Annotated in this window: 25 protein-coding genes and 1 pseudogene; 7 read left to right on the top strand and 19 right to left on the bottom strand. The window is 74.1% G+C overall.

The window, feature by feature from the left end; genetic code table 11:
- Window positions 1-220: pseudogene (locus tag GTW08_RS31235) on the bottom strand (dihydroxyacetone kinase); the annotation flags it as partial.
- A 181-nt stretch (window positions 221-401) separates the two neighbouring features.
- Here GTW08_RS31235 and rpmB point away from each other — a divergent pair.
- Entirely contained in the window at window positions 402-593 is a 192-nt protein-coding gene (gene rpmB / locus GTW08_RS25850; RefSeq protein WP_020627372.1) for a 50S ribosomal protein L28, read from the top strand.
- A gap of 72 nt (window positions 594-665) precedes the next feature.
- On the opposite strand, the gene GTW08_RS25855 is transcribed toward rpmB, so the two are convergent.
- The 14 genes from GTW08_RS25855 to GTW08_RS25920 form a co-directional block, all read right to left on the bottom strand.
- Window positions 666-1,271, bottom strand: coding sequence for a DUF1707 SHOCT-like domain-containing protein (locus GTW08_RS25855; RefSeq protein WP_253067690.1), 606 nt, complete (start codon window positions 1,269-1,271; stop codon window positions 666-668).
- Window positions 1,272-1,281: 10 nt separating this feature from the next.
- The gene (locus GTW08_RS25860) at window positions 1,282-1,962 is read right to left on the bottom strand and encodes a uracil-DNA glycosylase (RefSeq protein WP_073578213.1); all 681 of its coding nucleotides are present in this window, start codon (window positions 1,960-1,962) and stop codon (window positions 1,282-1,284) included.
- Window positions 1,959-2,483, bottom strand: a complete 525-nt coding sequence (locus GTW08_RS25865) for a gamma carbonic anhydrase family protein (protein WP_073578214.1) — start codon at window positions 2,481-2,483, stop codon at window positions 1,959-1,961. The genes GTW08_RS25860 and GTW08_RS25865 overlap by 4 nt, the downstream gene beginning before the upstream one ends.
- 79 nt (window positions 2,484-2,562) lie before the next feature.
- A complete protein-coding gene (gene mnhG, locus GTW08_RS25870; protein ID WP_308292828.1) occupies window positions 2,563-3,021 on the bottom strand; it encodes a monovalent cation/H(+) antiporter subunit G in 459 nt (152 codons plus the stop codon).
- Window positions 3,003-3,269 carry a monovalent cation/H+ antiporter complex subunit F gene (locus GTW08_RS25875; RefSeq protein WP_073578216.1) on the bottom strand — a complete coding sequence of 89 codons (267 nt, stop codon included), beginning with the start codon at window positions 3,267-3,269 and terminating at the stop codon, window positions 3,003-3,005. The genes mnhG and GTW08_RS25875 overlap by 19 nt, the downstream gene beginning before the upstream one ends.
- Window positions 3,266-4,066, bottom strand: coding sequence for a Na+/H+ antiporter subunit E (locus GTW08_RS25880; protein WP_083659107.1), 801 nt, complete (start codon window positions 4,064-4,066; stop codon window positions 3,266-3,268). Before GTW08_RS25880 ends, GTW08_RS25875 begins: the two co-directional genes overlap by 4 nt.
- Entirely contained in the window at window positions 4,063-5,703 is a 1,641-nt protein-coding gene (locus GTW08_RS25885; protein ID WP_083659108.1) for a Na+/H+ antiporter subunit D, read from the bottom strand. Before GTW08_RS25885 ends, GTW08_RS25880 begins: the two co-directional genes overlap by 4 nt.
- Window positions 5,700-6,158, bottom strand: coding sequence for a Na(+)/H(+) antiporter subunit C (locus GTW08_RS25890; protein ID WP_062400925.1), 459 nt, complete (start codon window positions 6,156-6,158; stop codon window positions 5,700-5,702). Before GTW08_RS25890 ends, GTW08_RS25885 begins: the two co-directional genes overlap by 4 nt.
- On the bottom strand, window positions 6,155-6,739 hold the full coding sequence (locus GTW08_RS25895; protein ID WP_073578217.1) for an MnhB domain-containing protein: 585 nt from the start codon (window positions 6,737-6,739) through the stop codon (window positions 6,155-6,157). The genes GTW08_RS25890 and GTW08_RS25895 overlap by 4 nt, the downstream gene beginning before the upstream one ends.
- Window positions 6,736-9,108 carry a hydrogen gas-evolving membrane-bound hydrogenase subunit E gene (gene mbhE / locus GTW08_RS25900; protein WP_073578305.1) on the bottom strand — a complete coding sequence of 791 codons (2,373 nt, stop codon included), beginning with the start codon at window positions 9,106-9,108 and terminating at the stop codon, window positions 6,736-6,738. Before mbhE ends, GTW08_RS25895 begins: the two co-directional genes overlap by 4 nt.
- A gap of 173 nt (window positions 9,109-9,281) precedes the next feature.
- Window positions 9,282-9,716, bottom strand: a complete 435-nt coding sequence (locus GTW08_RS25905) for a GNAT family N-acetyltransferase (protein WP_073578306.1) — start codon at window positions 9,714-9,716, stop codon at window positions 9,282-9,284.
- A gap of 61 nt (window positions 9,717-9,777) precedes the next feature.
- Window positions 9,778-10,998, bottom strand: a complete 1,221-nt coding sequence (locus GTW08_RS25910) for a cytochrome P450 (protein WP_301549154.1) — start codon at window positions 10,996-10,998, stop codon at window positions 9,778-9,780.
- Window positions 10,999-11,226: 228 nt separating this feature from the next.
- Window positions 11,227-12,408: an MFS transporter gene (locus GTW08_RS25915; RefSeq protein ID WP_202417699.1), complete on the bottom strand. Its 1,182-nt coding sequence runs from the start codon at window positions 12,406-12,408 to the stop codon at window positions 11,227-11,229.
- Between the two features lie 80 nt (window positions 12,409-12,488).
- Window positions 12,489-14,639 (bottom strand): malate synthase G, encoded by a 2,151-nt coding sequence (locus tag GTW08_RS25920; RefSeq protein WP_073578218.1) that lies wholly within the window; start codon window positions 14,637-14,639, stop codon window positions 12,489-12,491.
- 175 nt (window positions 14,640-14,814) lie between these two features.
- On the opposite strand from GTW08_RS25920, the gene GTW08_RS25925 reads away from it, so the two are divergent.
- Genes GTW08_RS25925 through GTW08_RS25935 form a run of 3 tightly spaced genes read left to right on the top strand, consistent with a single transcriptional unit; the run spans window position 14,815 to window position 18,867 of the window.
- The gene (locus GTW08_RS25925) at window positions 14,815-16,269 is read left to right on the top strand and encodes an FAD-binding oxidoreductase (RefSeq protein WP_073578219.1); all 1,455 of its coding nucleotides are present in this window, start codon (window positions 14,815-14,817) and stop codon (window positions 16,267-16,269) included.
- 56 nt (window positions 16,270-16,325) lie between these two features.
- Window positions 16,326-17,471, top strand: a complete 1,146-nt coding sequence (locus tag GTW08_RS25930) for an FAD-binding oxidoreductase (RefSeq protein WP_073578309.1) — start codon at window positions 16,326-16,328, stop codon at window positions 17,469-17,471.
- A gap of 7 nt (window positions 17,472-17,478) precedes the next feature.
- Window positions 17,479-18,867 carry a (Fe-S)-binding protein gene (locus GTW08_RS25935; RefSeq protein WP_083659110.1) on the top strand — a complete coding sequence of 463 codons (1,389 nt, stop codon included), beginning with the start codon at window positions 17,479-17,481 and terminating at the stop codon, window positions 18,865-18,867.
- Between the two features lie 12 nt (window positions 18,868-18,879).
- Here GTW08_RS25935 and GTW08_RS25940 read toward each other — a convergent pair whose 3' ends face one another.
- Complete coding sequence (locus GTW08_RS25940) at window positions 18,880-19,254, bottom strand: hypothetical protein (protein ID WP_073578220.1); 375 nt, start codon at window positions 19,252-19,254, stop codon at window positions 18,880-18,882.
- A gap of 248 nt (window positions 19,255-19,502) precedes the next feature.
- On the opposite strand from GTW08_RS25940, the gene GTW08_RS25945 reads away from it, so the two are divergent.
- A complete protein-coding gene (locus tag GTW08_RS25945; protein ID WP_073578221.1) occupies window positions 19,503-19,778 on the top strand; it encodes a hypothetical protein in 276 nt (91 codons plus the stop codon).
- Window positions 19,779-19,838: 60 nt separating this feature from the next.
- Here the strand turns inward: GTW08_RS25945 and GTW08_RS25950 are convergent, their stop codons facing one another.
- Window positions 19,839-21,614, bottom strand: a complete 1,776-nt coding sequence (locus GTW08_RS25950) for an L-lactate permease (protein ID WP_073578222.1) — start codon at window positions 21,612-21,614, stop codon at window positions 19,839-19,841.
- Window positions 21,615-21,719: 105 nt separating this feature from the next.
- The gene (locus tag GTW08_RS25955; RefSeq protein ID WP_073578311.1) at window positions 21,720-22,706 is read right to left on the bottom strand and encodes a thiamine-phosphate kinase; all 987 of its coding nucleotides are present in this window, start codon (window positions 22,704-22,706) and stop codon (window positions 21,720-21,722) included.
- 100 nt (window positions 22,707-22,806) lie between these two features.
- On the opposite strand from GTW08_RS25955, the gene GTW08_RS25960 reads away from it, so the two are divergent.
- Together GTW08_RS25960 and GTW08_RS25965 are read left to right on the top strand one after the other, a co-directional pair.
- On the top strand, window positions 22,807-23,043 hold the full coding sequence (locus tag GTW08_RS25960; RefSeq protein ID WP_020627802.1) for an Lrp/AsnC family transcriptional regulator: 237 nt from the start codon (window positions 22,807-22,809) through the stop codon (window positions 23,041-23,043).
- Window positions 23,044-23,071: 28 nt separating this feature from the next.
- Window positions 23,072-23,593 (top strand): DUF3515 domain-containing protein, encoded by a 522-nt coding sequence (locus GTW08_RS25965; RefSeq protein ID WP_073578223.1) that lies wholly within the window; start codon window positions 23,072-23,074, stop codon window positions 23,591-23,593.
- Here GTW08_RS25965 and GTW08_RS25970 read toward each other — a convergent pair whose 3' ends face one another.
- On the bottom strand, window positions 23,594-24,664 hold the full coding sequence (locus GTW08_RS25970; protein ID WP_073578224.1) for a D-alanine--D-alanine ligase family protein: 1,071 nt from the start codon (window positions 24,662-24,664) through the stop codon (window positions 23,594-23,596).
- Window positions 24,665-24,776: the final 112 nt, after the last annotated feature.

Genomic DNA, 24,776 nt, shown 5'->3' on the forward strand with positions numbered 1-24,776 from the left:
CGGCACGCACCGGCCGGACGTCCTCGGCGCCGGGGTCCGCGGCGGGGGCGTCGGCGGCCGGGGAGTCCCCGTCCAACGGGGCCGAGGCCGCCGCACGGGCGGTCAGCAGCAGGTTCGACCCGGTGTCGTGGTCGGCGACCGGGAAGACGTTGATGCGGTCGATCTCGGCCCGGCCGGCGGTGAGCCGCTCGGCGGCGGCGTCGATCCAGCGGCGCAGCAGCGCGGGGTCGAACGGCGAGGCCACGGGCCCCACACTAGGTGCGCGGAGGCCTCCGGTGCCGCGGGACGGCCCCGCGCGCCGGTCACCACACGGGCGTGGCTAGAATTGAAGGCCGAGCCTCGGCACGTCCGTGCCGAGAATCTGTTCGTGAATCTGTTCGTCAACCCGAGGAGTGTCCGACGTGGCTGCCGTCTGCGACGTCTGTGGCAAGGGTCCGGGCTTCGGCATGTCCGTCTCGCACTCGCACCGCCGCACCCACCGCCGCTGGAACCCCAACATCCAGACGGTGCGCGCCGCGATCAACGGCGGCAACCGCCGTCGGATCAACGCCTGCACCTCCTGCCTGAAGGCGGGCAAGGTGACCCGCGTCTGAGTGCGCGAGACCCGAACCACGATCGAGGCCCGGTCCCCTGGGGACCGGGCCTTCGTCGTTCCCGGGGCCGGCTCAGCCGACCACGGAGCGCCACCAGCTGCGGCGTACCCCGCGCACGGTGACCGACCCCATGCCGACCTTGCCGTGCACCACGAGGTGCGGCCCGGCCGCCCCGGGCGTCGAGGGCACCCGGGTCTTCACCTCGCCCCAGGACGCCTTCGTGCCGTCGACGTCGGCGGTGCCGCCCTCGGGCAGGACCAGCACGACCTCGCCCATCCCGAGTGCGACCTCGACGTCGATCCGCGGCGGCAGCGACCGCACCTCGGACAGGTCGAGGTGGATGGTCCCCATCGACGACGACAGGTGCAGCGCCGCGGGAACCTGCCAGTCCCCGGTGCGCTTGATCGTCCCCGCCGCGGTCGTCAGCCGCACCCGCTCCGACGGCGCGGGCGGACGGGCGGGGACGGGCGCCAGAGCGGTGACCGACGGCGGCAGCCCGCCCGGCAGGTCCGCCAGCGGCGGCTCCAGGTCCCGGGCGACGCGCGCGGCGTAGACCGCGTCGAGCCGTTCCTCCAGCTCGCTCAACGTGATGCGGCCCTCGCCGACCGCGTCGTGCAGCCGGCGGGCCGCCGCCTCGCGGTCGGCGTCCGATATGCGCATGTCCCCCGGGTCGTCCACCCGGTCCAGCCTAGGGCAGCTTCCAGTCGACGGGTTCCCCGCCGATCTCCTCCAGCAGGTCGTTGGCCCGGGTGAAGGGCCGCGACCCGAAGAAGCCGCGGTCGGCCGACATCGGCGACGGGTGGGCCGACTCGATCGTCGGCACGTCCTCCAGCAGCGGAGCGAGGTTGCGGGCGTCGCGGCCCCAGAGGATCGCGACCATCGGCTCGGCGTCGCGGGCCACCAGGGCGCGGATCGCCTGCTCGGTGACCTCCTCCCAGCCCTTGTTGCGGTGCGAGGCCGGCTCCCCGGGGGCGACGGTCAGGCACCGGTTGAGCAGCAGCACGCCCTGCTCGGTCCACGGGGTCAGGTCGCCGGAGGTGGGCGCCGGGTGCCCGAGGTCCTCGGCGTACTCGCGGAAGATGTTCTGCAGCGAGCGCGGCAGCGGGCGGGTCTCGGGGGCGACGGAGAACGACAGCCCGACCGCGTGGCCGGGGGTCGGGTACGGGTCCTGTCCGACGAGCAGCACCCGGACCTCGTCGAAGGGCTGCTGGAACGCGCGCAGCACGTTCGCCCCGGCGGGCAGGTAACGGCGGCCCGCGGCGATCTCGGCGCGCAGGAACTCGCCCATCGCGGTGATCGTCTCGGCGACCGGTTCCAGGGCCTGGGCCCACCCGGCCTCGACGACCTCGTTCAGCGGCTTGGCCATCAGCCCTCCAGCCGGCGCAGCTGCGACGCGAAGCGGCGGCCCCGGTCGACGTAGGACTCCACGGCGTACCGCCAGCGGTCGGCGGGCACCTCGTAGCCGTCGCGGACGCGGGCGGGCACGCCCAGCGCCATCCGGTACGCGGGCACGTCGGCCTTCGGCGACACCACCGCGCCGGCGGCGACGACCGCGCCCTCGCCGATCGTCGAGCCGTTCAGCACCACCGAGCCCGACGAGATGAGCGCCCGGTTGCCGATGGTGGCCGCCTCGATGTGCACGTTGTGCCCGACGGTCACCTCGTCCCCGATGATCGTCGGCTGCTCCAGGGTGGTGTGGATGATCGACCCGTCCTGGATGCTGCTGCGGGCACCGACCTCGATCCGGCCGTCGTCGCCGCGCAGCACCGCGGTGGGCCAGACGGTGGACTCCGGGCCCAGCGTCACGTTGCCGATCACGACGGCGTCCGGATGGACGTAGGCGGTCGGGTGGATGTCCGGTTCGGCGTCACCGAGCGCGTACAGAGGCACACCGCGAGGGTACGAAGCGCCCGCGGACCGCCACGCCGGGGGCCCCGAACCGTGTGCGTCGCCCCCCGGGGCGGCCGTCCTACCGCTCCGGTGCCCGGTCGACCCCGTCGACGCTGCGCGAGGACGGACCCGGCTCCGGCGACGACGGCTGAACCGTCCGCACCTCCCGGGCGCGCGCGTCGGCGTCGATGTCCTCCCCCAGGTCGTCGACGACGAGTGCGTCCCGGTCGATCGCGCCGCTGCGGTAGGCCGAGCGACCGACCACCTGCGAGATGACCGGCGCCGTCAGCACCTGGAACAGCACCACCAGGATCAGCGTCGAGGAGTTCTCGAACTCCAGGTTCACCGCGACGCCCAGCAGGATCAGCAGCAGCCCCAGGGTCTGCGGCTTGGTGGTGGCCTGCAGCCGGGCGGGCAGGTCCGGCAGCCGGACCAGCCCGAGCGCGCCGAGCAGGCAGGACAGCCCGCCGGCGAGCATCAGCGCGGCGGAGACCACGTCGAGCACGTCGTGCACGCCCATCAGCGGTGCCGCTCCCATCGTTCGACCAGGCGGGCCGCCGTCGCCGAGCCGACCAGCGCGATCAGCGCGACCGCGGCCAGCAGCGGGATGTTCGACCCGTCGGAGTAGATCGCCGCGTACACCGCGGCCGCCGCCACGATCAGCACGACGAACACGTCCAGGGCCGCGATGCGGTCCAGCGTGGTGGGGCCCGTCAGGAGCCGCCACATCGTCAGCGCCGCCGCGGCGGTCAGCATGATCAGTACCAGCGTGTGGACGACGGTCACCGGTCGTTCCTCCCCGCGTCCTCGGCGGTGACCGCGGCGGCGCACCGATCCCGGTCCTCCTGGCTGCCGACGGCGTCGATGACCCGCATCTGCAGCCGCATCATGTCCCGGCGAGTCCGTTCGACGGCGCCGGGTCGGTGCAGGCCGAGTGCGTAGACGTACCAGCGGTGCCGGGCGCGGTCGATCTGCAGCGTGAAGCTGCCCGGGGACAGCGCGCAGGCCGCGACGATCGTCGTCGCGGTGCGGTCCGAGCCGGTGCACAGCGGCAGCCCGACGATCCCGGACCGGGCGCGCGGCCCGTGCCGCAGCGTCACCATGCTGACCCGGATGCCGGAGACGACCAGGTCCGAGACCAGGAAACCCAGCAGCCGCAGCAGCTTCCACGGGCGGATCGGGAGCGGCTCGGGCAGTAGCGGCAGCGGGAAGACCGCCGTGACCGCGGCACCGACGAGCAGCCCGCCCACGATCGCAGCCGGGGAGAGACTCCCCCACAGCAGCACCCACACCAGCGCCAGCGCGAGCACCTGCGGGACCCGCCTGCGCACGCTCCCGCCCCGGGAGCTCGCACCCGTCGGCTCGGCGACGGAGTCGGGGGCCGGCGGGGGCACCCGGGCGGGGGTGGGGGCGTGGTCGGGCTCGGGCGGGTCGCCGACCTCGGCCGCTCCCATCTCGGCCTCCCGGCGAGCCTCCGGCGAGGACAGCACCCGGTCCTCGCGGTCGTCGCCGTCGGGGCGGTCCTGCGGGTCCGGGCCGTCGGCCGTGCCCGCGCCACCGCGGCTCGGGGTCTGCTCGCTCACGGGGTCACCTCCGGGGTGTCGCCGGCCGCGGTCCGCACGGTCGTGTTCCCGTCGACGTCGCCGGGCCGGCCGTCGGCGCTGATGGTCCCACCGCTGCCGGGGTCGGCGCCCGGCCCGAGGACGGCGTCGGTGTAGCCGGTCCGGTCGTGCAGGTCCACCCCGGCCCGGGCGGTCACCCCGGACAGCGGGCCGGCGAACAGGGCGATCGCGACGCTGACCACGACCAGCGCGGACGCGCCGACGTACATGCCGCGGGCGCTGCGCGCGGTCCCGACGACGAGCTCGTCGTTCGGGTCGTCGTCGGCGAGGGGCTCCTTGGGCGCGCCCCAGAACACCCGCACCCAGACCCGGGCGACGGCGTAGAGGGTCAGCAGGCTCGCCAGCACGACGACGGCGGCGACCAGCGCCCCGGCGGGGCCCGCGCCCGCACCGGCCTGCAGCAGCGCGAGCTTCGCGACGAACCCCGAGGTGGGTGGCAGCCCGGCGAGGGTGATCGCGGGGATCGCGAACAGCACGGCCAGGTGCGGTGCCCGCTGGGCCAGCCCACCCATCTGGGAGATCGACACCGTCCCGGTCCGCCGGGTGATGAGCCCGCTGACCAGGAACAACGTCGCCTGGACCGTGATGTGGTGGACGACGTAGAGCCCGGTCCCGGCGATGCCGTCGGGGGTGTGCAGGGCGAGCCCGAACACCATGAACCCGATGTGGCTGACCAGCAGGAACGACAGCAGCCGGTTGAGGTCGTCCTGGGCGACGGCGCCGAGTGCCCCGACCACCATCGTGACGGCGGCGATCACCAGCAGCAGCGTCGACGGGCTGTCCTGCGGGAACACCAGCGTCTGGGTGCGCAGCAGCGCGTAGATGCCGACCTTGGTGAGCAGGCCCGCGAACAGCGCGGTGACCGGGGCGGGCGCGTTCGGGTAGCTGTCGGGCAGCCAGAAGTGCAGCGGCACGATCGCCGCCTTGATGCCGAACACCACGATCAGCACCAGGGCCAGGACCGCGCGCAGGCCCTCCGGCAGCGCGCCCATCCGCCCGGCGAGGTCGGCCAGGTTGACCGTGCCGGTGGCGGCGTAGACGAGCCCCACCGCGGTGAGGAACAGCAGCGACGAGGTCAGCGACACGATCACGTAGGTCATGCCGGACCGGATCCGCGACGCCGACGTCCGCCGGGTGATGAGCACGTAGCTCGACGCCAGCATGATCTCGAACGCGACGAACAGGGTGAACAGGTCGCCGGTCAGGTAGGCCAGCGACACCCCCGTCGACAGCAGCAGGAAGATCGGGTGGAAGGTGGTGCTGGCGGTCTCCCGGCCGTAGTCGGAGATCCGCTGGTCGATCGCGTAGACGAGCACCGCGAGGGTCACCACCGTCGAGATGAGCAGCAGCAGCGCCGACATCCGGTCGGCGACGAGCACGATGCCCATCGGGGCCGACCAGCCGCCGAGCTCGGCGACGACCGGGCCGTTCGCGTCGGCCGCGACCAGCAGCACGGCGGCGACGACGCACACCAGCGTCAGGGTCACCACGCCGATGACCCGCTGGGCCGAGGCGCGGCGGCTGACGACGACGCTGGTCGCGGCACCGAGCATGGGCAGCAGCACCGGCAGCGTGACCAGGGCCTGTAGCGGGGTCACCGGCGGCCCTCCTCGAGCTCGTGGGAGTCGGCGGTGTCCTCGGGCTCGGCGTCGGTCTCGTCCGCGGTGCCCTCCTCCATCGCGCCCTTGGGCTTCTGCCGGTCGGCGATGCGGCGGTCCTCCACGTCGTCCTGCACCTCGTCGTGCCCGACGAGCACCCAGGAGCGGTAGCCCAGGGCCAGCAGCAGCGTGGTGAGGGCGAAGGTGATGACGATGGCGGTCAACGCCAGCGCCTGCGGGAGCGGGTCGGTGATCTGCTCGGGCAGCACCGCGTCGAGGATCGGGGCGCGGCCGGGCGGGCCGCCGGAGACCTGCAGCAGCAGGTTCGCGCCGTGCCCGAGCACCACGATGCCGATCAGGATGCGCATGAGCGATCGCTGCATCAGCAGGTAGAACCCGACCGAGTACAGCACCGCGAGCACGATCGCCATGCTCAGGTTGATCGTGGTGTTCATCCGCGGCCACCTCCGCCCGGGACGTCCTCGCCGGCCTCGCGGGCGTCGCGGGCGATGCCGGAGCCGAGCGAGCGCAGCAGGTCGAGCACCACGCCGATGATCAGGAGGTAGACGCCGACGTCGAGCAGCAGGCTGGTCACGATGTCGAGGTAGCCGAACGGGCCGAAGGTGATGGTCCACTTGACCGAGGCGAGCACCGGATCGCCCCAGGCGACCGGGGCCAGTGCGGTGAGCACCGCGACGATCAGCCCGGTGCCGACCAGCACGGGCGGGCGGATCCGGAACCGGGAGCCCAGGTTGTCGTCGCCGCCCGCGATGTGGCGCAGCACGAACGCGAGCCCGGCGACCAGGCCGCCGGAGAACCCGCCGCCGGGGCCGTAGTGGCCCTCCAGCAGCAGGAACACCGAGAACACCAGCACCACGGGGAACAGCAGCCGGGCCGCGGCCTCCAGCACGAGGGTCCGCTCGCGGACGTCCGGGCAGGCGCCGGGGAGCATCCACCGCCCGCTGGGCTGGTCCATCCGGGCCCAGCTCTCGGCGTCCCCCGGCGGGGGTGCGGGCTTCTCCTGCGAGGCCGTCATCCGAGCACCTCCTGCTCGTGCTTCGGCGATCCCGAGCCGCTGCGCACGACCGTGCCGCCCTTCTTCTTGTCGTAACGGGTCGCGAGCACCAGGCTCGCGGTGCCGGCGGCACAGATCAGCAGCACGGTGATCTCACCGACCGTGTCGAGCGCCCGGAAGTCCACCAGGATCGCGCTGATCAGGTTGGTCGCGCCGGCCTCCGGCGCGCCGGCGATGAACGGCCCGGTGGTGGCGGGCGGCAGCGTGCGGGCCCCGGAGAGCACCACGGCCATCCCCGCGACGAGCAGGCCGCCGACCGCGGCGACCGCGGCCTTGGGGCCGCGGACGCGGCGCTCGCTGTCCGGCTCGTCGAAGTGGGCGGGCAGGCGTCGCAGCACGAAGACGAACGCCACCAGGGTGAGCGTCTCGACCAGGAACTGGGCGAGCGCCAGGTCGGGGGCACCGTCGATGACGAACAGGCCGCCGATGCCGTAGCCGACCGCGCCGACCAGCAGCACCGCGGTGAACCGGCGGTGCGCCAGGCACAGCGCGATCGCCGCGACGATCACCATCAGCCCGACCGGGACCTGCATGATCGAGTGGTACGGCGCCTGGTCGGTCGGGAACGTGCCGGTCACGGCGAGGACCGGGCCGGGCAGCGCGATCAGTGTCGCGAGGATGCAGCCGAGGTAGACCGGCAGCGAGCCGATCTGCAGCCGGCCGGTGACCGTGATCGCCGAGCGCTCCAGCCCGGTCACGACGGCCTCGTACCCCCGCTGGGCGGACACGTGTGGCACCGAGAGGTGCCCGGTCAGGGTCTGTCCGTAGCGGTGCAGGAGGAGCCCGCCGGCCAGCGCGACGCCGGTGAACAGCAGCGGCAGCCCGGGAGTGTGCCACAGGGCCAGCTCGTAGCGGGCGGCGTAGGCGTCGCCGAGCGGGGGCAGCGACGCGGCGTAGGAGGCGGCGAGCTGCTGGACCAGCGGCGCGGCGAACCCGGCCGCGATCCCGGTCAGCGCGCACAGCCACGCCGGGCCGGACAGGCCGAGCGGGACCGGGTCGCCGCCGGTGGGGTGCAGCCCCTTGGTGGAGAACGCGCCCCACAGGAACCGTGCGGTGTAGGCGACGGTCAGCAGCGAGCCCGCGACCAGTCCGATCGCCGCGATCCAGCCGCGGACGCCGCCCTCGAGCACGAACGCCTCGAACGCGGCCTCCTTGCCGACGAAGCCGAGCATCGGCGGGAGCCCCGCCATCGACAGCCCGGCGAGCGTGGCGACGACGGCCAGCCCGCGCCGGCGGCGCCCGAGACCGCACAGCTCCCGCAGGTCACGGGTGCCGCAGGCCTTGTCGATAGCCCCGACCACCATGAACAGCGGCGCCTTGAACAGGCCGTGCGCCAGCAGCATCGCGATGCCGGCGAGCCCGGCCACCCGCGAGCCGGACCCGAACAGCACCATGAGGAACCCGAGCTGGGAGACGGTGCCGAAGGCCAGCAGCCGCTTGAGGTCGGTCTGGCGCATCGCGCGCCAGCCGCCCAGCACCATCGTCGCGAGGCCGAGCACCATGACCGGCGCCCACCACACGGGGTGCACCGAGAACGCGGGCCCGAGCCGCGCGACGAGCACGACCCCGGCCTTCACCATCGACGCCGCGTGCAGGTACGCCGAGATCGGCGTCGGGGCGGCCATCGCGTACGGGAGCCAGGGGTGGAACGGCAGCTGCGCGGACTTGGTCAGCGCGCCCAGCAGGATCAGCACGAGCGACACCGACAGCGCGACCGGGCTGTCGGGGGCGAGCGTCCCGGAGGTCGCGGCCGCGGTGATCTCCGGGATCGAGTACGTGCCGGCCAGCTGGCCCAGCAGCACGATCCCGAGCAGCATCGCCAGCCCGCCGAACACGGTCACGACGAGCGCCTGGACCGCGGCGCGGCGGTTCTCCCGGTACTGGCCGCCCTGCCCGACGAGCAGGAACGACGTCAGCGACGTCAGTTCCCAGAACACGTAGAGGGTCAGCAGGTCGTCGGCCAGGACCAGGCCGAGCATCATCCCGGCGAAGGCGACCAGCAGCGCCGCGGAGCGGGCCGCGTCGGTGGAGCGCGGTCCGAAGTACCAGGCCGCGTAGATCATGATCAGCGCTCCGACGCCGGAGACGAGCACGATCATCGCGATCGCGAGCGCGTCCATCCGCAGGCTCAGCGTCAGCCCCAGCTCGGGCGCCCACTCGACGCGGTCGGTCACCCCGCCGGAGAGTGCGGTCGAGGCCTGCGTCATCGCCCACACGAGGGTGGCGGCGAGCAGGGCGGCGCCGGCGCCGAACGCCAGCCGCCGGTGGTACCGGGCGAGCGCGGGCAGGCACAGCGCCAGGACGAGATGGGCGGCCACGACGGCGAGCACCGACACCTCCTGGGGTCACGGGGTCGTTCGGACCAGCGGTTCCGCTCACGTCACGGCCGGACCCGGGGAGCGCCGGAAGAGGCCGCCGCACGATCACCGGAAGGGACGCGGCGACGACGCCGGGGTCATCCTATCGGCGCAACCGGACGTTTCGCCCGTGACCGTACCGAGTCTCACGCCGGGAGCGGTTTGGCGAAGCACCGGGAGCGGGGGTCGTTCCGGTACGCACCGAAGTTGCTGGTCCGACGGTATCCGCTGGTCTCGTACAGCGCGATCGCAGCGGGCTGGCCGTCACCCGTCTCGAGGATCATGCGACGACGCCCGGCGGCGGCGGCCGCACGCTCCAGCGCGACGAGTACCGCCCGGGCGTGTCCCCGGCCGCGGGCGGCGGGCTCGACGTACATCCGCTTCAGCTCGGCGTCGCCGTCACGGCGCGCCGGGTCGGCCGGGTCGGCGTCGACGGCGCGCCACGCCCCGGTCGCGACGGGGACGCCGTCGTCGTAGCCGACCAGGAACAACCCGGACGGGGTCCGGAAGTCGGCCGGGTCGACGGGGGTGGCGTCGCCGTCGCCGTAGACCTCGCCGTAGAACGCCTGCAGCCGCCGCATCAGTGGCGTCACGTCCGGATGGTCGAGCCCCGCCACCCGCAGTTCGAGTTCCCCCACGTCCTCATGATCGGCCCCAGGTGACCGGCAGCGCACGCAGCCCTCCGGTGAGCACGTCCGAGCGCAGCTCCAGCTCGGTGCGCGGCACGGCGAGGCGCAGCGACGGGAACCGGGCGGGCAGCGCCCGGAACACCTCGGTCAGCTCGACCCGGGCCAGGCTCGCGCCCACGCAGAAGTACGGCCCGTGCCCGAACGCGAGGTGCGAGGACTTCCTCCCGGCGTCGAACCCGGTCGCCCCGTCGAAGTGCCGCGGGTCCCGGTTCGCCGCGCCCGGGGCGAGCAGGATCGCGTCGCCCGCCGGGATGTGCACCCCGGCGATGTCGACGTCGGCGTGCGCGTAGCGCGGGATGCCGCCGTTGCCCCCGCTGGGCACGGCCAGCCGCAGGACCTCCTCGACCGCCCCCGGGGCGCGCTCCGGGTCCGCGGCGAGCGCCGCCCACTCCCCCGGGCGGTCCAGCAGCAGGACGGTGCCGGTGTCGATCCGCCCGACCGTCGTCTCGTGCCCGGCGAACAGCAGTCCGGCACCGAGCGCGGCGAGCCGGTCGCGCTGCTCCGGCGCCGAGCCGAGCGCGGCGAAGTCCGACAGCACGTCCTCCCCCGGCTCGTCGTCCTTGCGGTCGACGAGGCCGCGGACGTAGGCGAACAGTGCCTGCGCGGCGGCCTCGGCGCGGGGCCGGTCGTGGAGCAGCCCGAGCTCGCCGGACCAGCGCCGGAACTCCTCGCGGTCGTCGTAGGGGACGCCGAGCAGCTCGCAGATGACCAGCACCGGCAGCGGGAAGGAGAACAGCTCGTGCAGGTCGGCGCCGGGACCGGCGGCCTCGACGACGTCGAGCTGCCGGGCCACCAGCTCCGCGACGTGTCCGGAGAGCCTGCGCATCCGGCGCGCGGAGAACGCGGGCGCGAGCAGTCTGCGCATCAGGGTGTGGTTCGCGCGCTCGGTCTCCGGTGAGTCGCCGCTCGGCCCGCCGAAGATCATCGAGTCGGAGATGCGCGCGGCCCGCTCCGGCTCGGGGTGGCTGCGGCCGAGCCGGTCGTCGGCGAACAGGGCGCGGGCCTCGTCGTAACCGGTGACCAGCCACGCGACATCACCGGCCGGGGTCCGGACCGGGGTGATCGGGGACCGCTCCCGCAGCCGGTCGAACAGCGGCGGGAGCTCGAGGACGTCGTGGCGCGGGAACGGGAGGCGCGGCAGGTCCGTGGCGTCCGGACCGGTGGTGGTGGTCACCCGCCCGACGGTACGAGCGCCGGCCGGTGGCCGCCTCCGTCCCGGGGTGGACATCGGGTGGACCCCCCGGCCGGGGGCGGCGGCGCGCGCCGACCCCGACGGCCTCCCGGCTCGGACGGCGGGGTGATCCGCACCGCGCGCGGTGATCCGCTCCGCGCGCGGACCTGGACGCGCGCGCGGAGCGGATCAGCGCGCGGACCGCGACCACACCGGGGCCGTGGCCACGGGTCAGGGCACCGCGGTCCGCTCCCGTGGGGACCGGCGCACCCGGTGCGCCCCCGCCCAGACCAGGCCCAGGCAGACCGCCTGCACCCCGGCGACGACGAGCAGCAGGACCGGGTATCCCGCGGCCCCGGTCAGGGCGGACAGCAGCATCGGCAGCAGGAAACCGGCGTAGGTCAGCGAGTAGAACACCGCGGTGAGCCCGGCCAGGTGCTCCGGCGCGGCGATGCGCTGGACCTCCTGCAGTCCTGACAGCAGCACGAAGCCGTAGCCGGCGCCGAGCAACGCGGCGGCACCGAACGCGACCGGGACGGAGCGGCCGGCGGCACCCGCCGCGGCCACCACCGTCCCGACGACGACGAGCACGAGCCCGATCCGGGTGGCGGCGAGCGCCGAGCGGGCGTCGATCGTCCGGGCCGCGGACTGGGCGAGGAAGCCGCAGCCCAGGGTGACGGCGGTGAGCAGCGTCGCGACGAGCAGCCCGTAGCCGCCGACGACGTCGCCGAGCGCGGTCGGCTGCACCGCGAACGACAGCGCGGCGGCGCCGAACACCCACGGCGCGGCGGGCAGCACCAGCCACCGGAAGCGGGGGTGCGCGGCGGCGGGCACCCGCAGGTCGCGCAGCCAGGACCGGGAGCGGCCCGGCACGACCGTCTCCGGGGCCGCCACGAGCCACCAGGTGACGGGGACCATGAGCGCGATGTGGACCAGGTAGGGCAGCTCCATCGGCAGCGGTGCGAACTGCGCGAGCAGCCCGCCGACCAACGGTCCGAGGCCGAAGCCCGCGGTGAGCGCGAGCGCCGCCCGCCGGGCGCCCTCCCCCTCGCCGGACAGCTCCTTGACCCACGTCGTCGCCACCGCCATCGCGACGCCGATGCACAGGCCGAACAGCAGCCTGCCAGCGTAGAGCAGGATCTCGGAGAACGCACCGAGCGCGATGACGGCACTGGCCGGGATCGACGCGGCCGTCGCGGGCACCAGCACCCGGCGGCGGCCCCAGCGGTCCGACGCGGGCCCGCCGACGAGCAGGCCCGGGGCGAGACCGAGCACGTAGACGCCGAAGAACGCGGCGACCACGGTCGGCGAGTAGTGCCCCTGCTCGCGGTACATGACCATCAGCGGGCTGAACTGGTTGGCGCCGTAACCGACGCCGAACAGCACGGCGGCCGGCCGCACCCACGGCTTCACGATCGGTCTCCTCCTCGGAACGCGACGACGCCCCCGGGAACCGGTCCCGGGGGCGTCGTCGTCGACGGTGGTGGTGCGGCCTAGGCCGCGGCCTTGGCCCGCTGACGCCAGCGGGTGAGCGTCCGCTCGGTGTAGCCGTTGGGCTCGGTCGCCCCGCTGAACACCAGCTCCAGCGCGGCCTGGAACGACTCGCTGGACTCCAGGTCCTTCGCCATCGCGGGGTAGCCGTCCTCGCCGGCGTTCTGCTCGTCGACCACGGCGGCCATGCGGGCGAAGGTGTCGCGCACCGTCCCCTCGTCGACGACACCGTGCTGGAGCCAGTTCGCGACCAGCTGCGCGGAGATCCGCAGGGTGGCGCGGTCCTCCATCAGCCCGACGCCCTCCAGGTCCGGCACGGTGGAGCAGCCGATGCCCATGCCGACCCAGCGCACCACGTAGCCGAGGATCGACTGGGCGTTGGTCTCCAGCTCGTGGGTCACGTCCTGCGCCGACAGCGACGCCGCGTCGGTCACCGGGACCTCGAGCAGCTTGCGACGGTCCGCGGTGGCGCGGGAGGCGATCTCGTCCTGCACCCCGTGCACGTCGACGCGCAGGTAGTGCAGCGCGTGCAGGGTCGCGGCGGTCGGAGACGGCACCCAGGCGCAGTTCGCGCCGGCCTTCGGGTGGCCGATCTTCTGCTCGATCATCTCGGCCATCGCGGCGGGCTTGGCCCACATGCCCTTGCCGACCTGCGCGGTGTGCGCGAACCCGGCGGCCAGCGCGACGTCGACGTTGCGGTCCTCGTAGGTCTTCAGCCACGTCGTCGACTTCATGTCGCCCTTGCGCAGGACCGGGCCCGCGGTGAAGCAGGTGTGGATCTCGTCGCCGGTCCGGTCGAGGAAACCGGTGTTGACGAAGATGACCCGGTTCGCCGCCTCGGCGATGCAGGCGGAGAGGTTGACCGTGGTCCGCTTCTCCTCGTCCATGATGCCGATCTTGAGCGTGTTCGCCCGCAGTCCGAGGGCCTCCTCGACGGCGCCGAACAGCTCGACGGTGAGCGCGACCTCCTCGGGCCCGTGCTGCTTGGGCTTGACGATGTAGACGCTGCCCGCGCGGGAGTTGGTGTGCGGCCCCTTCCCCTGCAGGTCGTACAGCCCGGCGACGGCCGAGACGAGCGCGTCGAGCACGCCCTCGGCGACCTCGGCGCCGTCGGCGGTGCGGACCGCGTTCGTCGTCATGTGGTGGCCGCAGTTGCGGACCAGCATCAGCGAGCGCCCGGGCAGGGTGAGGTCGGAGCCGTCGGCCGCGGTGTACTCGCGGTCCGGGTTGACCCGGCGGGTGACCGTCTTCCCGCCCTTGCGGAACTCGGCGGTCAGGTCACCGCGCAGCAGCCCGAGCCAGGTGCGGTAGGCCAGCGCCTTGTCCTCGCCGTCCACGGTCGCGACGGAGTCCTCGAGGTCGACGATCGTGGTGACCGCGGACTCGAGCACGACATCGGCGACGTCGGCGTGGTGCTGGGTGCCGACCCGGGTGGTCGGGTCGATCGTGATCTCCAGGTGCAGCCCGTTGCGGGTCAGCAGGACCGCGCCGCGGCCGTCGCCGTCGACCGGGCGGAACCCGGCGAACTGCGCGGGGTCGGCCAGCCCGACCGTGCCGGTCGCGCCGGTGTCGACGACGAGCCCGTCGGCCGAGGCCCGGTAGGCGGTGGCGTCGGCGTGGCTGCCCTTCGCGAGCGGGAACAGCTCGTCGAGCAGCTCGTCGGCGGCGGTGATCACCTGTGCGCCGCGGCGCTCGTCGTAGCCCTTCGCGAGCTCACCGTCCTGCGGGAGCGCGTCGGTGCCGTAGAAGGCGTCGAACAGCGAGCCCCAGCGGGCGTTGGCGGCGTTCAGCGCGTAGCGCGGCACGGTGGAGGGCACGACCAGCTGCGGGCCCGGAACCTCGGCGATCTCCGGGTCGACCCGGTCGACGTCGATCGTCGGGGACTTCTCCGGGAGCAGGTAGCCGAGGTCGGTGAGGAACTTCTCGTACTCCTCGACCGAGCCGGCCCCGTGCTCGCGGTGCCACTCGTCGATGCGCGCCTGGATCTCGTCGCGACGGGCCAGGGCGTCGGCGATCCTCGGGGCGAAGCGCTCCTGGAGCCGGGCCAGGGTCGCCCAGAAGTCGTCCGCCGTGAGGTCGACGTCGGACAGGAGCTCGCCCTCGACGAAGGACCTCAGGTGCTCGTCGACCTGCAGGCCGGCGGTGTCGGCCATCTGTGACCACCCTCTCCGTGTGGATGTCAGGACTGGTCGTATTTCTACCAGTGGATTATCTTTTCCGCATCACGGAAGTGACACGGCCCCCGTCCGTGACGTCGAACAGGCGTGGCGTCACCGTGTCGACGTACCCTCCCGTGAGCCCCGCCACGCGCAGCAAGGGAGTGCAGCGATGCCTCTGGCCCGCTCGATCCACGACGAGTTCGTCGCCCTCCTGGGCGCAGCGGACGTGCTCGACGACCCGGTCCGTACCCGGACCTACGAGTGCGACGGCCTGACCGGCAGCCGGGTCGTCCCCGAGCTGGTCCTGCTGCCCCGCACCGCCGAGGACGTCGCCGGGTGCGTGCGGATCTGCGCCCGGCACCGGATCCCGTTCGTCGCCCGCGGCGCCGGGACCGGCCTGTCCGGCGGCGCGCTGCCGGTGGCCGAGGGCGTCGTCATCGGGCTGAACCGGCTCAACCGGGTGCTCGAGGTCGACCCGGAGAACCGGCGCGCGGTGCTGGAGCCGGGCGTCACGAACCTCGAGATCACCGCGGCCGCGTCGCCGTACGGGCTCTACTACGCCCCGGACCCGTCGAGCCAGCAGGTGTGCACGATCGGCGGCAACGTCGCGGAGAACTCCGGCGGCGCGCACTGCCTCAAGTACGGCTTCACCACCAACCACGTGCTGTCGATGGAGGTCGTGCTCCCCGACGGCGAGGTGGTCACCCTCGGCTCGGACACGATGGAGCAGTCCGGGCCCGACCTGCGCGGGGTGTTCCTCGGCTCCGAGGGCACGCTCGGCATCGTCACCAAGGTCACCGTCCGGCTGCTGCGCACCCCCGAGGTCATGCGCACGCTCCTGGCGGACTTCCCGTCGGTGTCGGCGGGCGGCCGGGTCGTGTCCGACATCGTCGCGGCAGGGATCGTGCCCGCCGCGGTCGAGATGATGGACGCGCTGGCCATCGAGGCCGCCGAGGGCGCCACCGGCGCCGGCTACTCCCTCGACACCCCGGCCGCGCTCGTCGTCGAGCTGGACGGGACCGTCGAGGAGTGCGAGGAGCAGTTCGCGCTGGTCAAGGAGATCTGCGACCGGCACGGCTGCACCCGGCTGCACATCGCGGGCTCCCCCGAGGAGCGGGCGAACATCTGGCGAGGCCGCAAGGCCGCGTTCGCCGCGGTCGGCCGGATCTCGCCGGACTACATCGTCCAGGACGGTGTGGTCCCCCGGACCCGGCTCGCCGAGATCCTCGAACGGATCGACGAGATGGGCACCGACGCCGGGCTGCGCGTCGCGAACGTCTTCCACGCCGGCGACGGCAACCTGCACCCGCTGGTCCTGTTCTCCGCCGCCGAGGGCCAGACCGAGCAGGCCGAGCACCTGTCGGCGCAGATCGCGGAGCTGTGCGTCGAGATGGGCGGCTCGCTGTCGGGCGAGCACGGCATCGGCACCGACAAGGCCTGCTCCATGCCGCGGATGTTCGGCGAGGACGACCTGGCCGTCATGCGCCGCATCCGCGACGGCTTCGACCCCGACCACATCTGCAACCCCGGCAAGCTCCTGCCCACCCCGCGGCTGTGCGGTGAGAAGCCGGGGCTCTACCGGCCGCACCCGCTGGAGGAGGCGGGCCTGATCGAACGGCTGTGACCCGTCCGGCCGACCTGTCCGACCGACCCGTACGAGACCCGGAAGGGCCCGACGACATGACACGCGCTGCTCCCACCACGCTGCGCCCCACCTCGGCCAAGGAGGTCCGGGACGCCGTCCTGGACACCCCCGGCCGCCTCGCGATCACCGGCGCCGGCACCGCCACCGGCTGGGCCGGCCGCGCGGGCGACGACGTCGCCGCGACGCTCGACCTCTCCGCACTGTCCGGGGTGATCCACCACAACCCCGGCGACATGACCGTCTCGGTGCACGCCGGGACCCCGGTCCGCGCGCTGCAGGAGCAGCTGGCCGAGCACGGTCAGCGCCTCGCGTTCGACGCCGCCCGGGTCGCCCGCGGCGCCACGGTCGGCGGGCTGCTCGCCACCGCCGACGCCGGCCCGTCCGCCCTGGTCTGGGGCGGTCTGCGGGACCTGGTCATCGGCACCACCTCGGTACTCGCCGACGGCACGATGGTCCGCTCCGGCGGACACGTCATCAAGAACGTCGCCGGCTACGACATGGCCAAGCTCATGCACGGCTCCTACGGCACCTTCGGCCCGCTGGTCGAGGTCGTCCTGCGGCTGCACCCGGTCCCGAAGGCCGTCGCCTGCGTGGGCGTCGACGGCCCGGTGGCCGAGGCCGCGTCGCGGGTGCTGGAGCTGATGGCCAGCCCGCTGGAGCCGATCGCCGTCGAGTGGGTGTCCGGTGACCCGGGACGTCTGCTGGTCCGGTTGGAGGGCGGCGCCCAGACCCTGCCCGCACGGGTGGAGCGGCTGCGTGAGCTGCTCGGCGCCGACGCCCGGGAGGTGGGCGCGGACGCGTGGGACGCCCACACGTCGCTGACCGACGGTCCGCACGCCGGCGGTGACGGCGACGGACCCGCCCTCGACGGCGCCGTCGTCCGGATCGGGTGCGCACCGACCCGGCTGGCGCCGCTGGTGGAGCAGCTGCCCGCCACCGCCGTCACGGCCGGCCTCGCGACCGGCGTCGCGACCGTCACCGTGCCGGGGGCCGCCGTCGCGGAGGTGCACGACGCCGTCGCCGCGGTCGGCGGCACCAGCGTGCTGCGTGACCGGCCCGAGACCCTCGACGCCCCCGCGTGGGGCCCCGCACCGTCCGCACTCGCCCTGCTCAGGGCCGTCAAGACCCAGCTCGACCCCGAGGCCCGGTTCGCCGCCGGTCGCTTCGCTCCCTGGATGTGAGGCACGCATGACGAGCACCCACGAGCCCGCAGGCACCCCGACCGGGGCGGCCGAGACCAAGATCCCCCAGCAGGGCCCGAGCGCGTTCGACGACGTCCACCCGCCGCAGCGCGAGCTGCTCGACGACTGCGTCCACTGCGGCTTCTGCCTGCCGACCTGCCCCACCTACGTGCTGTGGGGCGAGGAGATGGACTCCCCGCGCGGCCGGATCCTGCTGATGGACCTGGCCGAGAAGGGTGACATCGGCCTCGACGGGCCGTTCACCGAGCACATGGACAACTGCCTGGGCTGCATGGCGTGCGTGACCGCCTGCCCGTCCGGGGTGCAGTACGACAAGCTGCTGGAGTCGGTGCGCCCGCAGATCGAGCGCAACGTGCCCCGCAGTGCGTCGGACAAGCTGTTCCGCGACGCGATCTTCGCGCTGTTCCCCTACAAGCGACGGCTGCGGGCGGCCGCCCTGCCCGGCGCGCTGTACCAGCAGCTGCGGAAGGTCCCCGCGATCCGGAAGCTCGCCGAGAAGCTGCCCGGTCAGCTCGCGGCGATGGAGTCGCTGCTGCCGCCGGTCTCGGTGCGCGAGGCGTTCGCGACGCTCCCGGTGCACACCCCCGCGGTCGGCACGCGCCGGGCCCGGGTCGCACTGCTCACCGGCTGCGTGCAGGACGTGTTCTTCCACCGGGTCAACGAGGCCACCGTGCGGGTGCTCGCCGCCGAGGGCTGCGACGTGCTCGTCCCCCGCGACCAGCAGTGCTGCGGCGCGCTGGAGGTGCACGCCGGGCGCGAGGAGTCCGCGCTGGACCGGGCCCGGCGCACCATCGCCCGCTTCGAGACCCTCGACGTCGACGCGGTGGTCACGAACGTCGCGGGCTGCGGCTCGTCGATGAAGGACTACGGCCACCTGCTCGCCGACGACCCCGCCTGGGCCGACCGCGCGGCGCGCTTCTCCGCCCGCTGCCGCGACGTGCACGAGGTCCTGGCCGACCTGTACTCCCGGGAGGACGACGGCGGCCCCCGCGCCCCGCGGACCCCGGTCACCGGCCGCGTCGCCTACCACGACGCCTGTCACCTCGGGCACGCCCAGGGCGTCCGCAACCAGCCGCGCGAGGTGCTCCGGACCATCCCCGAGCTGGAGCTCGTCGACATCGCCGAGGCGTCGCTGTGCTGCGGCTCGGCCGGCATCTACAACATGGTGAAGCCGGACGCGGCCGCGGATCTGGGCGTGCGGAAGGCGGAGAAGATCCGCGACGCGAAGCCGGACGTCGTGGTCACCGCGAACCCGGGCTGTCTGCTGCAGATCGGCAAGTACCTGCCGAACGAGGACTTCGCCGACGTTCCGCTGCTGCACCCGGTGCAGCTGCTGGACGCGAGCATCCGGGGGGCGGCGGTGCCACGGCGCTGACCCCGCCCCCTGTCAGGAGGGACGCCGCCGGGTACGGCCCACCGGGCGCCGGTGCGACCGGCGCCATGCCGTGGCGCCGGCCGTCCGGGTACGCCCGGGCGTCCCGCCGGCCGGGACCGGGGACCCGGGGTCACCTCCGGGGTGCCGCGGGACGGACGGGCCGGCACCGGTGGACGTGGCGGGGTCGGACAGCTCGTCCGGCCGCCGGTGCAACGCCCGCAGCTGGGCACGCAGCGCGACGATGTCCCACTTGCGGGCGGTGTGCTCCCGCTCGAGCCGCTCCAGCCGCCGGTGGGCCAGCACGAGCAGCACACCGGCGGCGATCCACCCCGCCAGGGCGGCCCACGCCACCACCGCCACCAGCCCCGACACGCCCGCTCCGTCCACCCGTCCCACCTGCTCGGCACTCACCGTAGCGAGCACCCGGGTCTCCGACGGCGTGCCGGGTGAGCCACCGCACACGTCTCCGGAGCACGTCACGTCGGTACCCTGGGTGTGCAGGCACCGCCGCCCCGCGCTCGCCTCCCGGGCCCGGCGGTGGCCCGTCCCGGATGCGGCCCGTGCGGGTGGACCCCGGCCCCGGCGGGTACGGGTCCCGGCGATGCGCCCCGCCCGAGACCGTGAGGAGGCCGGAGATGCAGCAGGCCGTCGGTAACGACCCGACCACCGCGAGCGATGGACCGGCCGTGGAGGAGACGACCGTGCACCCCGAGAAGACCCCGTCGCCCGATGCGCGCCACTTCCCCCAGACCCTGGTCGCGATGGACCCGCCCACCCTCCCGGCGGCCCACCTGACCCCGCCGCCCGCGGAGTTCCGGCAGTTCCCGGCCCCGCAGCGGTCGGTGCCCGGTCACCCGAGCCTGCGGAGCCGGCTGCGCCGGGTGCTGCTGTTCTGGCGTCGCGGCTCCTGATCCACACGACGACGGCCCGGTCCCCGCAGCGATGGGGACCGGGCCGTCGTCGTCTCCGGGTCAGGCCGGCAGCCGGGTCGCCGCCCGCCGCAGGCCCACCACGATCGCGGCCAGTGTCAGCAGCACCAGGGTGAGCAGCACCGTGCCGGTGTTGAGCCCGACGCCGTGGATCAGCACGAACGCCAGCCCGCCCGAGAGCAGGCAGTAGTACGTCATCGGGATGATCGTCATCCGGATCACGTCGCCCTCCCGGCCGAGCAGCCCCACCGTCGCCGACGCGGCGACGACGTTGTGCACGGTGATCATGTTCCCGGCGGCGCCGCCGACCGCCTGGGCCGCGACCACCGTCTCCGGGGTGGCGCCGATGTTCTCCGCGGTCGCGAACTGGAACAGGGCGAACGTCAGGTTGGACACCGTGTTCGACCCGGCGACGAAGGCCCCCAGGGCGCCGATCCACGGTGCCAGGACCGGCCAGGCCGGCCCGGCGACGGCGGCGGCCCCCTCGGCCAGCGTCAGCGGCATCGAGGCCAGCCCGGTCGTGTTCAGCTCGGCACCGGAGTTGATCAGGATGCGGACCAGCGGCAGCGCGAACAGCAGCGCGACCGCGGCACCGGCGAGCTGGCGTCCCGACACGGCCCATGACGTCGCGACCTGGCGGCCGTTCATCCGGTGCAGGCCGTAGGTGACCAGGCAGACCAGCAGGAACACCGCGCCCGGCGAGTAGAGCGGCTGCAGCGTCTCGTCGATGCCGGTCCCGAGGATGTCCGCGGGTCCGACGGTGATTCCCGACAGCGCGTCCTTCACCGGCGCGACGGTGCGGGTCAGCACCAGCACCGCCGCGACGAGCACGTAGGGCGACCAGGCCAGCCAGGTGCTCATCCGGGTGCCGGTGACGCCGTCGTCGGCACCCGCGGAGATGGTGCCGGTCCAGCGGTCGAGCCACCGCTCGCGCGGCGGGAAGTCCCACACCGTGCGCGGCATGAGGAAGCCGCGGCTGGAGGTGAACATCACCAGCGCCAGCCCGACGAGCCCGCCGAGCAGTGACGGGAACTCCGGGCCGAGCAGCGCGGCGACCAGCACGTAGGGCACGGTCATCGCGAACGCGGCGTAGAGCGCGAACGGGGCGACCGCGAGGCCCTCGGCGAAGCTGCGGTTCTCCCCGAAGAAGCGGGTCAGCAGGCACACCAGGAACAGTGGGATGAGCGTCCCGGCGACCGCGTGCAGCGCCGCGACCTCGAACCCGATCGCGGACAGGTAGCCGGTCGCGTCCAGGCCGAGCGCAGCGGTGCGCGCGTCGACCTCCGCCGACCCGGACAGCCCCTGCCCGATGCCGGTGAGTACGGGCGTCCCGGCGGCGCCGAAGCTGACCGGCGTCGACTGGATCACCATGCCGACCAGCACCGCGGCCAGCGCCGGGAAGCCGAGCGCCAGCAACAACGGCGCGACGACGGCTGCCGGGGTCCCGAACCCCGACGCACCCTCGATGAACGACCCGAACAGCCAGCCGATGATGATCGCCTGGACCCGCCGGTCCGGGCTGATGCCGGTGAACCCGGCACGGATCGTCGCGAGCGCGCCGCTCTGGGTGAGCGTCTGCAGCAGCAGCAGCGCACCGAAGATGATGTAGAGCAGGCCGACCGCGATGATCAGGCCCTCGATCGTCGACGCGACGATCGCGGTGGTGCCCATCCCCCAGACCAGCGACCCGATCAGGGCCGCCGCGACGAAGCCGAGCGGCATCGCGTACTTCGCGGGCCAGCGCAGCCCGACCAGCAAAACCGCGACGACGAGGATGGGGGTGAGAGCGAGCAGGCTGAGTACGCCCAGGTTGTCCACGGTGACACCCCTCCGGTGCGGGGCGAATCGCGACACGTGCCCGAATCGCCCGATCGTGAGGGCACGATGTCACCCGTCCCGGCGCCGCGCAAGCACGATGTGGAATCAGTATTTCGCGAAGTGGACCCAGCCGCCGTCGCCGTCGTAGGGACGGCCGTCGACGGTGACCCCCGGGCCCGCCTCGTCCGGTGCCTCCACCGCCCCCACCTCGGTCCAGCCCTCGGGCAGCGGCGCGTCCCCGGGGAAGGTCGCCGCCAGCGCGTGGTCCTCACCACCGGTCAGGACCCAGCGCAGCGGGTCCAGGCCCAGCGCGGACGCGATCTCCGCCATCCGCGGGGCCACCGTGAACGGCCGCGACCGCAGCCGCAGCGCCACCCCCGAGGCCCGCGCGACGTGTGCCAGGTCGGCCAGCAGGCCGTCCGAGACGTCGATCATGGATGTGGCGCCGGCGTCGGCGGCCTGCGGACCGGCGGAGTAGGGCGGTTCCGGGACCCGGTGCGCGTCGACCAGCGCCGCCGGGGAGCGGAACCCGCGCCCGAGCACCGCCAGCCCGGCCGCGGACCAGCCCAGCCGCCCGCAGACCGCGATCCGGTCCCCCGCCCGGGCCCCGGAGCGCAGCACCGGGGCCCGGCCCTGCAGGTCCCCCAGCGCCGTCACCGAGACGACGATCACCGGCGCCGAGGTCAGGTCGCCCCCGACGAGCCCGGCCCCGGTCGAGCGGGCCTCGGCCCACAGCCCGTCGGCCAGCTGCTCGAGCTGCGCCGCGGGCGTCGACGAGGGGCACGCCAGCCCCACCAGCAGCGACGTGGGCACCGCCCCCATCGCGGCGATGTCGGCCAGGTTCGCGGCCGCGGCCTTGCGCCCGACCTGCTCGGGACTCGACCAGTCGAGCCGGAAGTGCACGCCCTCGACGAGCACGTCGGTGCAGGCGACGACCCGCCCGTCGGCGGCGGTGACGACGGCCGAGTCGTCCCCGGGACCGAGCTCCGTCGTAGCCGGTTGGACACGGTCCGTGGTGACCCGGTCGATCAGTGCGAACTCACCGACCTCCCGGAGTGAGACACCGGTCTCGGAACCGCCCTCGGGCGTGATCGCGGATGGGGACACGGGGGCGGCCTCCGGTAGGTTCTGCGTCCGACATTCCTGCCGCCAACCATCCGGCAGGTCGGCAGTTACCGGAAAGGGGCACGCCGTGGTGCAGGCATACATCCTCGTCCAGACCGAGGTCGGCAAGGCCGCCTCCGTCGCCTCCGAGATCGGGGGTCTGCCGGGCGTGGTCTCGGCCGAGGACGTCACCGGCCCGTACGACGTGATCGTGCGCGCCGAGGCGGACGACGTCGACGAGCTCGGCCGGCTGGTCGTGGCCCGGGTGCAGAACGTCAACGGGATCACCCGGACGCTCACCTGCCCCGTGGTCAAGCTGAGCTGAGACGGGCGCGGACGTGGCAGGGGCACGCATGTCACCACCGGTCGTGGTGGCGATCGCGCTGCCCCTGCTGCTCGCCCTCGTCGTGGCGGGGCTCGCGGTCTGGGCCCGCCTGACGACGGGGCCGGACACCGGCCCCCTGGAGCTTCCCGCACAGGCCGCACCGCAGGCGTCGTCGACGTCGTGCGACGCGGTGCTGCGCGCGCTGCCGGCCGGCATCCCCGGCGACACCGGGGACCTCGCGCCGCGCGAGATCGACCCGCCGGTCCCCGGCGCGCGGGCGTGGGTCGCCGAGCCGGAGCCGGTGGTGCTGCGCTGCGGCACCGAACGGCCGGCCGAGCTGGGGCCGACCTCGCCGCTGATCGTCGTCAACGGGGTGAGCTGGCTGCCGCTGGCGACCCCGCAGGGCGCGCTCGCGACGACCTACGCCGTCGTCGACCGCGGGGTGTACCTGGAGCTGTCCGCGCCCGCGGAGACCGGTCCGGGGCCGCTGCAGGCGGTGTCGGACGCGGTCGTCGACGCCCTCCCGCCGCAGCCGGTGCGGGTCCGGTAGCTACCGCAGCCCGGTCCCGCGGGCCAGCGCGGTGTCGACCATGGTGCTGAGCAGCTCGGAGTAGTCGAGCCCGGTGACCGCCCACATCTTCGGGAACGCGGAGCTCGGGGTGAACCCGGGCATCGTGTTGACCTCGTTGACGGTGATGTCGCCGTCGTCGGTGACGAAGAAGTCGACCCGGGCCAGGCCCTGCACGTCGAGCGCACGGAACGCGGTGATCGCCTTCCAGCGCAGCGACTCGGTGATCTCGTCGTCGAGCTTGGCGGGGATCTGCAGCTCGGAGGTGTCGAGGTACTTGGACTCGAAGTCGTAGAACTCGCCGTTGTAGCGCAGCTCGGCGGGCAGGCTGGCGCGGACGCTGCCGTCGGGGAACTCCAGCACCGCGCACTCGATCTCGCGGCCGGGCACGGCCGCCTCGACGAGCACCTTCGGGTCGTGCCGGCGGGCCTCGGCGACGGCGGCGTCGAGCGCGGCCGGGTCGGTGACCCGGGTGACGCCCATCGAGGACCCGGCGCGGGCCGGCTTCACGAACAGCGGCAGACCGAGCCGGTCGCGGTCGGCGAACCCGATGTCGGTGCCGGGGCGGAGCACGACGCCGTCGGCGACGTTCAGGCCCTCGGCGCGCAGCAGCTTCTTCGCGAACTCCTTGTCCATGCCGACCGCGGAGGCCAGCACGCCGGCGCCGACGTAGGGCAGCCCGGCCATCTCCAGCAGACCCTGGATGGTGCCGTCCTCGCCGAAGGCCCCGTGCAGGATCGGGAAGACCACGTCGACCGAGGTCAGCGCCTCGCGCGCGTCGAGGCGGACCAGGCCGCGACCCGGTTCGCCGGGCAGCACCAGGGCCTCGGCGGTCCCGTCGACCTCGGGCAGCTCGCGACCCGAGATCGCCAGCCGGACCGGGTCGGACGGGCCGACCACCCACGCCCCGTGCGGGGTGATCCCGACCGGGACCGCCTCGAACCGCTCCGGGTCGAGGTGGGTCAGCACGCTGCCCGCGGACACGCACGAGATCGCGTGCTCGGAACTGCGGCCGCCGAAGACGACGGCGACCTTGACCCGGTCGGCACTCATGGGGCCCGAGGGTAGGCGGCGGCTCCGCCGGGTCGCACAGCCGGGCGTCGGCCCGGCCCTCGGCACAGCCGGGCGTCGGCCCGGCCCTCGGCACAGCCGGGCGTCGGCCCGG

The sequence above is a fragment of the Pseudonocardia sp. SID8383 genome (genome assembly GCF_009864975.1).
In the GTDB taxonomy this organism is placed as follows: Bacteria; Actinomycetota; Actinomycetes; order Mycobacteriales; family Pseudonocardiaceae; genus Pseudonocardia; species Pseudonocardia alni.